Origin of the sequence: Acinetobacter sp. KB005, assembly GCF_049949095.1 — a bacterium.
In the GTDB taxonomy this organism is placed as follows: Bacteria; Pseudomonadota; Gammaproteobacteria; order Pseudomonadales; family Moraxellaceae; genus Acinetobacter; species Acinetobacter calcoaceticus.
Window position 1 is genome coordinate 247,468 of sequence record NZ_CP188191.1, and the last position, 13,698, is coordinate 261,165.

The following is a 13,698-nucleotide window of genomic DNA, read 5'->3' on the forward strand; positions in this document are numbered from 1 at the left end:
AAAAACGCCTGAAAAATCAGGCGTTTTTTATTTTGTATCTACTATTTCAATTGGCATGAAATTTGTTTAATTTCTAAACATTACGAAGCAAACAAAAGATTTTACTATGCCTGATCCCAAAAAGTATGAGCGTATTCTGGACCGATTTGGTCATTATGCCGTTGAAGCTTTTCATTATTTAGCCCTGTTTATTATTGGCTGTATGGTGGCGTGGTCCGCTGCCAATACTGTTTTTGAAATTTTGACAGTCAAAAAGTATGCTTCAATTGATGATATTTTATTATTATTTATATACTTAGAGCTTGGAGCAATGGTTGGGATTTACTTTAAAACCAATCATATGCCTGTACGCTTTCTTATTTATGTTGCGATTACGGCATTAACCCGTCTACTCATTTCAGATATCCAACATGACCATAAAGCGGATATGGACCAAGTCATTATTACAGGCTCAATTCTTATTTTAGCTCTTTCTATCTTGGTTGTTCGTTTTGCATCTTGGAATTATCCGTCAGTGATGAAAGAAAAGCATGCGAAAACACCCACAACCTTAAAGCCTCCTCAGCCTCAAGATGATGAATTAGCATAAAAAAATGGCCTCAAGATTGAGGCCATTTATATATTCTATATTTCAAAATTAACGAACACGATAAATTTGATGTTTCGAGTCTACGAGTAAATATTGGTTAGGCGTTTTAACCCAACGGTATCCACGTGGCGGCTCATACAAACGATGCGATCTCCAGTCCGAAACATAATAGCGACTATTACGGTATTCCGCAGGAATACGATCACCGCGTTTAAATGCTACATATCGACCATAGTGCTTACCACGATCGGCATTTGACCAGTTTGGAGCCCGATGATCATTACGATAATCGTGGCGACGGTCATCACGATCACGATGTTCATATCGGTCATGGTCTCTACCATGGTTATTATCCCAACGATGATTTGTATCGGCCATCGCGGTAGCTGATATACCTAACATTAACGTCGAAAGTACAAGAACGATTGGCTTTTTCATGCCCTATTTCCTTTTAATCTTGATATGAAGCTAGATTAGAAGACAGTCAAGGAGAAACCATGAATAAAACAGATAACATTGCTAAGGTTTGTAATGACTATAAAGAAAATATGAAGAATCTGTATCTATGCTAACATTAGCTTTTTTCTAGCTAGGTCAATTGCTGTGTCTGAAATCAGTTTTGAACGTCTTCATCAGTTTTTCTGCAAAGTTCCAAGTGTGCAAGAAGCACGTATCATGGCGAATGGAGCAGATGGCGAACACGCTTGGTGGTTTAAGTTCAGTATTGATGTAGAACACCCACTTGCATGGCAAACAGTTCAAGAGTTAGGGCATGTTTTAAACTACCTATCAACAAACGAACGCCTACCGACCTTATTCTTTCCTGTTTCTCCACCTCCGTATATGAATGGTGAAGCAAAAGATTTTTTATCGTGGATTATTCAATGTAATCATCCAGAGTTTTCTCCAGATGTGGTCTGTGATTGGCTTGAGGCACGTTTACCAAATCCTGTTGATGATGAGTCACAGTGGAAAATTAAGACTGATTTGAGTGAATTGGAAAAGTTAGATGATAAGACTTTGGATCAATTGATTCCGCCAGCGCCTTAAAAATCATCTTATTTAATTTTATCGCTCTTGTGGCACAGCCTTTACTTACAGTGATGTTCTAATTTCTTTTGTATAGGCTAATGCCTCACTTTTGAAAGGTCAAAAGTGACAAAAACCTTTGTTTCACTGATGTTGCTTCCCTGCAACACAGTGAAACGGCGACATCCATGTCGCCAATCACCTTGCCATTTTCTGGAAAATCCCAAGGATGGTCATTAGAAAGTCGACAATCCTGACCATTCCATAAAACGATAAATCCAATACTTCACTTTAGACTCATCTGCATACTTCGCATAGTCCACGCTCATCTGTCTGCCTTGCAGGTTTGACCACGATGTATTGAAGTAATTTTGAGCATCTTTAAAGACTAGATCTTGAACTTTGCCCATAACCAGCATGTCAGTTTCAAGGTTATAATTTTTTAAATTACGGGCTGTAAAATTGGCCGATCCTACAATCAACTCAGCTTGCTGAGCGTTATATTTTAATATCATTTTGCTATGGTTCTGCTCGCCATGCGTATCACACCAACGGATTGGAATGCCTGCCGCATGTAATTCGGACGCAACCTGACGGTTTGGAATACCATTCTTTTGTCGGCCAAATGCATCTTTATTTGGATCAAGTAGAACTCGGACAATAACCCCTCTATCTTGAGCACTTTTTAGAGCCTGAATAATCTTGCGTTCAGATAAATAGAACATACTTAAATCAAGGTGCTCTTTAGGCTTAGCTGAGTTAATCAATTTTAATACAGATTGATAAATCGCCCCTTCAGTTAAGACTTGGACTTGAGGTTTGGTTACGTCTTTTTCAAAATCACCTAAAATGAGCGATGGAGAACTACTGCCTGACATTCGTGCAACCGCCGCTTCAGTTTGTAGAACATCAGCTGCTGTGGCTCCCGTTACAACCAATGCAACATTTGAGTGTCTAGAACTACCATCATGTGGGTTTGCAGAAGTTACAAGTGATTTCCAGCCAGCATCGGTATCAACGACCACGGTTTTACGGTGATTTGCCTTAAAGTTAAATAAGTTTAAATAGCTACGCAGTGTAATTTTTTCATCACCGAACGGATTTGGTAACCAGCCTTTTTCAGGATTATTTCCAACATTCTGACAGCAGATGTACCATAAACCTGACCAGAATGGGTTAGACGCACGTAAAGGGCCTAAATTGGTTTCAATCACATCAACACCCGCTTGACGTAACTGACGGTAATTTTCAGGGTTTAAGCCCCCATAGACCGAATTAATCGGGTCAGTAATCATTACAATCTGAATTTGGCGATTTTGTCTTTTTTTACTTACCAATGCATCGGTTAACTCTTGCATGAGAGGTCTTTGCTTTATTTTTGAATCGCCAACTTCTGAATTAAACAAAAACATATCCATCACAATCGTGGTTTTGGCCTCATCAATCATTTTCAAGATTTCATTAAAGATATGCTGATCAACCTGTTGTTGCCCTTTTGCATCAAGGTAGGTTTTATCTGCTAAAAATTTGACATCGGCATGTCTAAGCTTGCCACTAAAGTTAATCCCTTGTGGCAATGGTTTTACTGTGTGGTAAATTGCCGATGCAATATATGCAATAGCAACAACGCAAAGTAATATCGCCATATAACGACGCCCTGACCAATTTATTTTTTGATGAATTCGTTGAAAAATACGCATAAAAAAGACCTAACTTGATAGCTTCAAGTTAGGTCTTTTAGATTGATTTTTCAAGTTTAGTTTCGTGTTAAAGCCTTAAAAACTAAAATCAATACCTACTGTAAAATTGCGTCCAACTTGTGGAATATTTGATAAGAACGAAGCATGTTGATAAACCGTGTCATCTAACAAATTGTTCGCTTTTAAGTACACACGATAATCCGTTTTTGCAGCATATTGCCCTGAATATGCCACACCAAGATTGAGCATATTATAGCCTTCAGTTTCGGTCTCGTAAGCTGCGATCTTGTCTTGGTTAAAGACATGATAATACTCAGCAGAACCACTAAAACCATCACCAAAATCTGCGTCGACTTTAGTACCTAAACGTCCAGCTGGAATACGTGGTGCATTTCCTTCAGCATCAATTTTACCGCGCACATAGTCACCAAAAGCACTGATCTTGTACATTGGGGTAATTTGATAACCAATTTCACCCTCTGCACCATAGAAACGTGCTTTATCTTGGGTGTATTGAACTAAACGGAAGTCTTTATAGCGGTCAAGGGTTTGCGCATAGATATAATCATCAAACCAGTTATGGTAAACATGAAGATGGTAATCAAGTTTGTCATTATCAAAATGCAAACCTAACTCAACGTTATTCGATTTTTCCTTACTGAGCTGATCGTTCCCTAACTCATAAGTATTCGTCGCAAAATGCCCACCATTTGCATATAACTCTTGAGCTAAAGGTAAACGTTCTTGATGAGAGGCTACAAAAGAAAGTTTATAGTTTGGCGCAAACTCCCAGTTCGCAGCACCAGCATAAGAAAAGGCAGAACCATCAAAATCTTGTTTTGAGTTATCGTCTACATCAATTTCTTGCTGATCTGCACGTGCAGAAAGCTCAAAATGTACGTCTTTCCATTGTTTATGTTCTAAGGCAAATACGCTCCACTTTTTGGTAGTGGTCGGCGCCATAAAAGCTTCTTCGCCAGTCAAATCTAATTTTTGCTGGCCTAACTGCGCGCCAATGACCCCTTCCCAATCAGCAATAGGGTTATGTACTAACTCAATACGGCCGTCATAGCCTTTGTTTTGGAATCGGGTAGCAATCGCGCCTTCTTCAATTTCATCATGCTGATAGTCGGTATAGCTTGCTTGAGCACGTAACTTTTGGAAGCCTGCAAATGGATCATTTAACTCAGTTTTAAAATCATAACGCTCAGATTTTAAATCAATCCATGGGCCGCCATGTTCATGATCATGAGCTTCTTCACCATCTTCATGCTCATGGTCTCCACAATGCAAGCTCAGATCATGAATATGGCAGGTTTCATATTCATGACTATGCCCAGGCAAACCATATTGGTCTCGACGGTTGCTATAAGAAATACCTGTATAACCACGGTCATAAATCCAAGACAATCCAATGTTAACTGAATCACCCTGAGCAAAAGTATTGTCTACACGACGCTCTTTTTCACCTTCATGAATATAATTTGGCGCAATGTAGTTATTCGCATCACGTGTTAACCCCTCAACACGTAAAGCCACTTGACTACCCAAGCCAACAGTTACACCAGCACTCGCCAGTTTTTCATCACTTCCAGTGTTGTAACGTAAGCCAACTTGTCCTTCATAACCGTTTTCAGGCATTTGCGTAGGGATCTTGTTATCAATAACGTTAACTAAACCGCCCACAGTTCCAGCACCAAACAGTAAAGTTGAAGGACCTCGAATCACTTCGACTTGTTTTGCAAGAACAGGATCTACAGTTACCGCATGGTCAGGAGATAAGGTTGAGACATCAATATTTTCTGATGAATTTTGAAGTACTTTAACGCGTGGCCCATCTTGTCCCCGAATGACTGGACGACTCGAACCAGCCCCAAACTGATTAGCGTAAATTCCTACTTCACTACTAAGTGCATCCCCAATGGTGGCGGCACCTTGCGATAAATGCTTTTGGTCAACAACAGTATCTGCAACTGCAAAATCTTGTGAAGTTTGCTCAAGTGGATGAGCCTTAATTCGAATAGTTTCTAACTTTTCAACATTTTCACTTTCTGCTGCAAACGAAGGAACGGATATGACAGCTAAAATGGATAAGGTCAAAATATTTTTATAAAACTGCATTGGATGTGTCCCGAATCACGATATGTTTTATTTTTGTTATACTATAACATTTCATTTGTTTTGCAATAAAAAACATTTTTAATTAGACGATTCGTTAGACTGGTCGTTTGAATGATGTGAGTAATTTTTGATTTCTAATGCCTTTTACAATCTCTCATGCCGTTATAGCCCCTCCTCTTTCCAAGCTTAGCCAAAATACTTTACCAATTGCTGCGTTAGCAATTGGGAGTATGACACCCGATCTTTACCGCTTATTTACAGTTCATGCCAGCATGCTGACTCACCAATGGAAAGGCCTGATCTATCCCAACCTTACATTAGGTCTCGTCTTTTGTGCAGTTTGGTATTTTCTTTATCGTCCAGTGGTGTACCGTTTTTTTGGTGTGCAACATGATCTTGCGCTCAATTCTTTAAAACGTATTTCTATATTTTTTATTGGAATCATATTTGCACTCATCATCGGTATAGCGACTCATCTGATTTGGGATGGTTTAACGCATGCAGACTTTCGGACCTTTGTATTTAAAGATGTATTAGCGACAACAGTTCATCTTTTTGGACGTCCATATCCATTACATCGTCTTTTGCAACTAGGCTCTTCTGCTCTTGCTTTACCTTTTCTCGCTTGGATGTGCCTTCACTATTACCAGCGCTATAAACAGCATTGGAAAGTAAGTAGAAAAATTAAAATTTTTGCATGGTCTTTATTTATTCTATCTACGCTCTTGGGTTTATTTTCTTTTTGGGATTATGCTCGCTACATTCCTCATGAGGTTTGGCACGCCGACACCTATTATTTTACAGGCCGTTCGATTAATGAGTTTATGCAGGGCTGGTTAAGCACCTTTAGCTTAGGATGCTTATTATTCTTGTTTTTAGATCGGCAACAAAGAATGGGATGAATCAGGAAACTTGCTGCCAAATTGCTCATTTTCAGGTTAATTTCTGCGGTTTTTTGATCTACTTCTTGTGACAAACCATGCAACAAGGCATAATCGAAAACTTATTTTTTTTTGACGGTGCGCGGTTTACGCATCCGTCTTTTCAGCCAATATAGTTTGGATAATCTTCATTATGATGCGAACTCATTACTGTGGCTCTTTAACTGAAGCCCAAATCGACCAAACCGTTACACTATGCGGTTGGGTACATCGTCGCCGTGACCATGGCGGTGTTATTTTCCTTGATATGCGTGACCGTGATGGTCTCGTTCAAGTGGTTATTGACCCAGATACTCCAGAAGCATTTGCAACTGCAGATAAAGCACGTTCTGAATATGTATTAAAAATTACAGGTCGTGTTCGTCGCCGTTATGAAGGTACTGAAAATGCCAATATGGTGAGTGGTCAAATTGAAGTTTTAGGTAAAGACATCGAAGTTCTTGCCGCTTCAGAAACACCTCCATTCCCGTTAAATGATGAAAATACCAATATTTCTGAAGAAATTCGTTTGAAATATCGTTTCTTAGATATTCGTCGTCCTGAAATGTTGGATCGTTTACGCTTCCGTTCTAAATTAACCAATCTTATTCGTAATTATTTCGAAGACAATGGTTTCTTAGACGTTGAAACACCTATTTTGACACGTGCCACACCTGAAGGTGCGCGTGACTACTTAGTACCAAGTCGTGTACAAAATGGCAGTTTCTATGCACTTCCACAATCACCACAATTATTCAAACAATTGTTGATGGTGGGTGGTATTGATCGTTACTACCAAATCGCGAAATGTTTCCGTGACGAAGACTTACGTGCTGATCGTCAACCAGAATTTACTCAAATCGACGTTGAAACATCGTTCATGAGTGACGATGACATTATGGACTTAATGGAAGTCCTAACTGTGAAGATGTTCGATGAACTTCTTGGCGTTAAATTCGATAAATTCCAACGTATGACTTACGCAGATGCAATGCGTGACTATGCATCAGACAAACCTGATATGCGTATTCCGTTGAAACTCGTCGATGTTGCAGACTTAATGCAAGAAGTAGAGTTCAAAGTATTTGCGGGTCCTGCAAAAGATCCTAAAGGTCGTATTGTTGCTTTACGTGTTCCAGGTGCAGCGTCATTGCCACGTAGTGCAATCGATGAATACACCAAATTCGTTGGCATCTATGGTGCAAAAGGTTTGGCTTACATCAAAGTTAATGAACTCGCCAAAGGAATTGAAGGTCTTCAATCTCCAATCGTGAAATTCATTGAGCCGATCGTACTTGAACTGTTGGCACGTGTTGGTGCGCAAGATGGCGATATCGTATTCTTCGGTGCAGATAAAGCTAAAGTTGTAAATGATGCAATGGGCGCGCTTCGTGTGAAGATTGGCCATGATTTGAATCTTGCAACTTGTGAGTGGGCTCCACTTTGGGTTGTTGACTTCCCAATGTTTGAAGAAACTGATGATGGCAAATGGACTTCTGTTCACCATCCATTCACGCTACCAAAATCAAGCGTAGAAGAAGTGAAGAGCAATCCAGGTGAAGCACTTTCTGTTGCTTACGACATGGTATTGAACGGTACTGAAGTTGGTGGTGGTTCACTTCGTATTTATACATTAGAAATGCAAAAAGCGATTTTTGAAGCGCTTGGTATTTCTGATGAAGAAGCAGAAGAGAAATTCAGCTTCTTATTAAATGCGCTTCGTTATGGTGCTCCTCCTCACGGTGGTTTGGCATTTGGTCTTGACCGTTTAGTGATGTTAATGACTGGCGCGACTTCAATTCGTGACGTTATTGCATTCCCTAAAACTAAGACTGCTGAATGCCCACTTACTCAAGCACCTGCTCCTGTTGAAGCAAATCAGCTTCGTGACTTGGGCATCCGCTTACGTGAAAAGCCAAAAGCTGAAGAAACTAAATAATTTTTAGATTTTCAAATTAAAAAACCCTGCTTATGCAGGGTTTTTTATTGAGTAATTTTCAAATTTTAATGAGATATTTCTTTTTCAAAACTTGAGAGCTTTTTAAATTTCTGATCAAAAATTTGAATAATTTCTGTTTTAAGCTTTTCAAAATCGACCACGTGTTCATCGTCATTTAGGCAAATCTGTGGAAGCCTTTCATTCTTAATAACATTATTAATTTCAGGAAGATTTTGTAGCCTTAAGTTAAAGTTTTGACCACGTTCAAGTATATTTACAGGATAAAAGCGACCTGAGCATAATTGCCATAATCGGAAAAGATATTGGTTAACATCTAAAGGCTGTCTAAACCGATGACTTGATACTTCTTTTAAGTAAGCCTCTTCAGTTTTCCACACTTCTTCAAAAACTGACTTCAAAAATGGTTGAGGCAAATGAGTACTATAAAAGCTTGAGAATTTTCGATTATATAAACTTAAAAAATTCCCCAAATTACTGCTCATAGAATAGCGATAATTAAAAAGAGCATAAGGATTTTTATGAAATAATTTTCGCTTATCAAAATGTTTATTAATAATTGCAACATCAGTCAAAGCAACTGCGCCTAAAAAGTTCTCTTCACCTACTACCATGAGTGGCTGTAAACGCACACCATCACAAGGTAAACCATTTTTAAAAAAGAACTCTGGCTCTAAAGGTCTATTGATAAAGGTATCATCATTAAAATAGACAAAATGCTCTGCTAATCCCTCAATTTTATGAATATTGATTTCAATGGCATGTGAGTTAAATGTCGGTAAACAATTTGGTTCCATGATTTGATCGTGTGTGACCAAATTTAACTTAGGATGATTTTTGACTAAAAATTCAGGGAAATGACCACAAGTCACCAGATGGATCTTTCTGACCCACGGACAATATTTCTCAACAGATCGAAACCAGTAATGAAGATTATTCCAGTCGCGATACCGGCATTGATCAACAAGTTCAACTACCTTTGTTTTAGTTTCTTTGGATTTATAATATATGTATTGTTGCTGCCATTTCGTATCGGTTGAATCCACCCAAATCATTACAAAATCAACAGGCTGCATTAAACATATATCCAAATAAGTACAGAAATTTACTAGAAAATTTCAGATAAAAAATGGACCTCAAAGTTTATTAATGTTAATAAAAATTCACAATTTATTCATAATTTTAGTTTTTCTACACAATTTTACTCAATTAAGGCTCTATTGAGATGAGAGTGGGCAAATGGCATAATACCTCCACTTTTTCTCCCTTGGTGATTCATTATGGCAATGCGCCCTGATGTACGTCGACATGCTTTAATCGTAATTGTATTCTCTCTTGCGCAATGGTTTTTCATGCGCTATATCCTTGCAAATGAATTATTTAACATCAATACAAATCAACGTATTCTTTATTTCTGCGTAAGTAGCTTAGCAGGTGCATTGCTTATTTTTGTTGCGCTGATTTATATGGTTTTAAAAGGAAATACTGATAAATAAAAATTGTATAAATAAATACATTTTTACTTATAGACATTAATTTGAAATACGAAAAAGATTATATATGATTCCGCGCATAATACATTATTGCTGGTTTGGTCCTAATAAAATTCCTGAGCAACTTCTTAAATACATGGAGTCATGGAAATTATTTTGCCCTAATTACGAAATAAAATTATGGAATGAGGAATCTTTTGATATAAAAAGTCATCCTTTTACCTTATCGGCCTATAATGAAAAAAAATATGCTTATGTTTCTGACTATGTTAGAGCATATGCTTTACACAACTTGGGCGGAATATATTTAGATACAGATGTAGAACTAAAAGAAAATCTAGATATTTTTCTAGAGCATGAGGCTTTTACAGGTTTTGAAGGTAAAGGTTCACCTTTTACTGCTGTTTGGGGAGCAATACCAAATCATAGCCTAACAAAAACCATCTTAGAATATTATGAACATCGGATTTATACAATTAAAGAAAATACCAATACATTTTCAGTATCAGAAATATTAAGAGAAAAGTTTTTTATTGATCCAATGGACAATACCCTGCAAGTCGGGAACGACTCTATAAATACAATTCATGTATATCCATCAACGCACTTTTGCCTAGACTTACCTAAAAACTTTGCTACACATCATTTTTATGGATCTTGGCTGCCCGATAAAACAAAAAGTTATAAAGAGAATGCATCAGAGATATATTTTAATGAACAGTTAGAATCTTTAGAAAATATTACTCACAGTAAAGATTTTCTAAAAACTCTAGCTACTCACATTAAAATTAAAGATTTATTTAAACTTATTCGCTATTTTATACAATATAAATTGAAATAATTTATATTGTATAATTATATTTATCTAACAGAATTTTTTTTATTTTAACACTAGCTGTACCATCTCCATAAGGATTACTAGCGGTAGCCATTTGATGATACAGCTCACTATTTTCCAATAATTTTTCCACCCAGAATATTATTGAATTAGTTATGATATGCAAAATCTAAAATGTTACTCAGATTGTTGCCTAAATGAGAGTTTTCTATGATATCGCAAGGCTATCAACAATGAGCATAGCAAGATAGAATATCTAGAATGTATTGTATCAAGTTAGTTGAAACATGAAAAAGATTCTTATTCTATGCGTCTCTTTGCAAGGAAGTAATGAACGTCAAGAAAAAATCAAACAGCAACATCAAGATTTACAATCGATTATTCCTGATATAAAAATTGACTTTGAATTTTTCGATGCTATTTATGGAAAAAAACTTCCTCAAGAATATTTAACTTTTCTAAATTTAAGTCGTCAATTTGCTGGCTTATGTGATCATGAACTAGGGCCAAGTGAACTAGGATGCTGGTTAAGTCATATGATTATTTGGCAACGCCTAGCTCAAGGTGATTATCAAGCATATGACCGTATTATTATCATTGAAGATGATGTGATTTTTCAAACTAAACATATACAGAAGAAGCTGCATTCTCTATTAGAAACCAATCCTTCATTCGCATTCTTAGGAGGGCACTCTGAACCTTCTAGACGACGTATAAGAGGTTATATAAGTAATGATGAACTTTACTTCAATATGACTGGGCCCAAAGACCTATATACTGCCACATATGCTTATTCTTTAACTACAGAAACAGCCAAAAATTTTGTTTGCAAGCAAATTCAGAAATTGACTTACATTGATGACTGGAAGTATTTATTAGCAGGCGATGTTTCAACGCCCTTTTATTATTGCTTTGAACATGATGATGAGATGCAAAGTCATATTGCATCAGATAGAAAAACGTACATGAAAAAACCAAATCGTTTTAAAAAGAACTTTAACAAAATGAGAAATGATTTAATTTCTCGAATTATATCTCTATTCATTTTCAAAAAAATTATTCGATTAGCATTTTTCCTAAACTCTACACAATCACATAAAACGGGCAGCTAGCAGGTACTTAGATGTTAATCACTCGCAGTCTTCAAAAAAAATGGTACAAATACCAACAAGCAAAAAAAGCAAAATCTTTTGACTCTCATTGGTATATGCGTTTCGGCTGGTTAGAACAACCCTTTACAACACTTGAGCAATTACATTCTCTTTTTGAGATCCATTCCCCTAAAAAGTTTACATTTGCAGATAGCTTTTATGCTTATGAAAATGACCGTCATTTCATTTTTTTTGAAGAAGTCGATGATCAGCATCCTGTCGGCTTTCTGTCTTTTTTAGAAGTCTTTAAGGATGGCACCTACACACAGCCTGAGACTATTTTAAAACTCGACTATCACCTTTCTTATCCTTGTGTATTTAAAGTAGAAGAAACTTGGTACATGATTCCTGAGACTTCTGCTAATAAAACCATTGAGCTTTGGAAATGTACTGAGTTTCCACTGAAATGGGAAAAGCATTCGAATCTAATCGAGAATATCGAAGCAGTCGACAGTACACCTTTTTATCATGAAGGCTTATGGTATCTTTTTACTTCAACACGTCGTGATTGTAAGAAGTTTGGTGACCGTTTAGATCTATTCTTTACCGAAGATATTTTGAATCCTCAATGGCAAGAGCACTCGATGAATCCAGTGTGCCGAGGCAGTCAGCAATTCCGTATGGCAGGCAAACCTTTTATTTATAAAGGACAACTGGTTCGACCAAGCCAAGATTCTTTAAAACGTTATGGCGGCAATATCGAATTAAAAGCGATTACTCAGCTTAGCCCAACAGCCTATGAAGAAAAATTACTAGAAGTGGTTTTACCAGACTGGAATGCAGCAGATGACGGTTGCCATACCATTAATGTCGAAGATAACTTCGTGGTACTTGATGCCATCCGCCTTACGCCAAAAAATAATTAAGTTTTCAACAGCTGCTTATAAATATTAAGCGTCTGCTCGGCCATGGCTGGCACAGTTAGTTCAGCTTTGGCTTTTTCATACAGAGGGCTAAAGTCATTTTGTGCATCTGGCTTAAGTGCAGCTTGAATTGCACTTGCTAGGCCCTCTGCCTCTCCAATTTCTGCTAGATATTGTTCTGGCAGCCACTCGATCACACCATTCACTTTAGTTGAAGCCATAGCTTTATCGGCCTGTAAAGCTTCTACCATCACTAACGGAAAACCTTCACGGTCAGAAGATAAAACTACAACATCTGCCAACTGAACCAAATCTCGAGCATCAGTTCTAAAGCCAAGAAAAGCAACCCGATTTTGCATATTCAGTTCACTGACTTGTTTTTCTAAACTTGCTCGAAGTGAACCATCACCTACAATCCATAAATTGGCATCAATCTGTTGCATCGACTCAATCAATAAACTGATATTTTTTACTGGTTCTAGACGTCCAATACACATGACAACTTTTTTGCTAGGGTCTAGCTCAGCAAAATCTTTTTGAATCGATTGAAGTAATTTTTCTTTATTTTCAGCTGTAAGAGCAGGTTGAGGATAAACCCCATTGTAAACTACGTGTGCTTTCGACTCGGGAATCCCTTGTGTTAGTGCTTGGCTCACCGCAATAACCGCATCGCCGGCTAAATAGGCAGATTTATTCTTTTTAGTACCGTGTACCGTCGTTACAAATTTAGGGCCAGATAAAAATGGCTTAATTCGGGCAATCAGCTCAGCCGCCTTTCCTGCTTGTGCATGAACAATAGCAGGTTGAATTTGCTGGATCAGATTTTTAAGTTGCCAAAGTAAAAAGATATTCCAACGACTACGAGCAAAGTCGACAGCATGAAAATGTACCTGTTGGCTAAACTTGTCTACATAGCAAGGATGTGCAATCACGTGCACTTCATGGTTCAAAGCAAGCTCATTAACCAAATTAAAAGTATGCTGCTCTAATCCTCCAATTCCACCACTCGTTGCCAACACCTGAACAATTTTCATAGT

The 13,698-nt window shown here is 37.5% G+C and carries 13 protein-coding genes; 8 read left to right on the plus strand and 5 right to left on the minus strand.

What is annotated here, in order from left to right; genetic code table 11:
* Positions 1–106: 106 nt before the first annotated feature.
* Positions 107–589, plus strand: coding sequence for a phosphate-starvation-inducible protein PsiE (locus ACPF64_RS01205; RefSeq protein ID WP_005036172.1), 483 nt, complete (start codon positions 107–109; stop codon positions 587–589).
* Positions 590–637: 48 nt separating this feature from the next.
* Here ACPF64_RS01205 and ACPF64_RS01210 read toward each other — a convergent pair whose 3' ends face one another.
* Positions 638–1,027 (minus strand): RcnB family protein, encoded by a 390-nt coding sequence (locus ACPF64_RS01210; RefSeq protein ID WP_424608069.1) that lies wholly within the window; start codon positions 1,025–1,027, stop codon positions 638–640.
* A 165-nt stretch (positions 1,028–1,192) separates the two neighbouring features.
* Here ACPF64_RS01210 and ACPF64_RS01215 point away from each other — a divergent pair, with 165 nt between their 5' ends.
* Complete coding sequence (locus ACPF64_RS01215; protein WP_004638883.1) at positions 1,193–1,639, plus strand: hypothetical protein; 447 nt, start codon at positions 1,193–1,195, stop codon at positions 1,637–1,639.
* 215 nt (positions 1,640–1,854) lie between these two features.
* Here the strand turns inward: ACPF64_RS01215 and ACPF64_RS01220 are convergent, their stop codons facing one another.
* Both ACPF64_RS01220 and znuD read right to left on the minus strand, forming a co-directional pair.
* A complete protein-coding gene (locus ACPF64_RS01220; RefSeq protein WP_426455268.1) occupies positions 1,855–3,318 on the minus strand; it encodes a phospholipase D family protein in 1,464 nt (487 codons plus the stop codon).
* 75 nt (positions 3,319–3,393) lie between these two features.
* A complete protein-coding gene (gene znuD, locus ACPF64_RS01225) occupies positions 3,394–5,439 on the minus strand; it encodes a zinc piracy TonB-dependent receptor ZnuD (RefSeq protein ID WP_426455269.1) in 2,046 nt (681 codons plus the stop codon).
* A 137-nt stretch (positions 5,440–5,576) separates the two neighbouring features.
* Between znuD and ACPF64_RS01230 the strand changes: the two genes are divergently transcribed.
* Positions 5,577–6,341, plus strand: a complete 765-nt coding sequence (locus ACPF64_RS01230; protein ID WP_426455270.1) for a DUF4184 family protein — start codon at positions 5,577–5,579, stop codon at positions 6,339–6,341.
* A gap of 172 nt (positions 6,342–6,513) precedes the next feature.
* Positions 6,514–8,298: an aspartate--tRNA ligase gene (aspS, locus tag ACPF64_RS01235; RefSeq protein ID WP_132071537.1), complete on the plus strand. Its 1,785-nt coding sequence runs from the start codon at positions 6,514–6,516 to the stop codon at positions 8,296–8,298.
* 65 nt (positions 8,299–8,363) lie between these two features.
* Here the strand turns inward: aspS and ACPF64_RS01240 are convergent, their stop codons facing one another.
* Positions 8,364–9,392, minus strand: coding sequence for a stealth conserved region 3 domain-containing protein (locus tag ACPF64_RS01240; protein WP_426455271.1), 1,029 nt, complete (start codon positions 9,390–9,392; stop codon positions 8,364–8,366).
* A gap of 204 nt (positions 9,393–9,596) precedes the next feature.
* On the opposite strand from ACPF64_RS01240, the gene ACPF64_RS01245 reads away from it, so the two are divergent.
* From ACPF64_RS01245 to ACPF64_RS01260, 4 genes are all read left to right on the plus strand, one after another.
* A complete protein-coding gene (locus ACPF64_RS01245) occupies positions 9,597–9,812 on the plus strand; it encodes a hypothetical protein (RefSeq protein WP_005036150.1) in 216 nt (71 codons plus the stop codon).
* Between the two features lie 64 nt (positions 9,813–9,876).
* Positions 9,877–10,650 carry a glycosyltransferase family 32 protein gene (locus tag ACPF64_RS01250; protein ID WP_426455273.1) on the plus strand — a complete coding sequence of 258 codons (774 nt, stop codon included), beginning with the start codon at positions 9,877–9,879 and terminating at the stop codon, positions 10,648–10,650.
* A 284-nt stretch (positions 10,651–10,934) separates the two neighbouring features.
* Positions 10,935–11,759, plus strand: a complete 825-nt coding sequence (locus ACPF64_RS01255) for a glycosyltransferase family 25 protein (protein ID WP_198079398.1) — start codon at positions 10,935–10,937, stop codon at positions 11,757–11,759.
* Positions 11,760–11,770: 11 nt separating this feature from the next.
* A complete protein-coding gene (locus ACPF64_RS01260) occupies positions 11,771–12,664 on the plus strand; it encodes a glucosamine inositolphosphorylceramide transferase family protein (protein ID WP_426455276.1) in 894 nt (297 codons plus the stop codon).
* Here ACPF64_RS01260 and ACPF64_RS01265 read toward each other — a convergent pair.
* Complete coding sequence (locus tag ACPF64_RS01265; RefSeq protein WP_426455278.1) at positions 12,661–13,695, minus strand: glycosyltransferase; 1,035 nt, start codon at positions 13,693–13,695, stop codon at positions 12,661–12,663. The two genes, ACPF64_RS01260 and ACPF64_RS01265, sit on opposite strands and share 4 nt — an antisense overlap.
* Between the last annotated feature and the right edge of the window lie 3 nt (positions 13,696–13,698).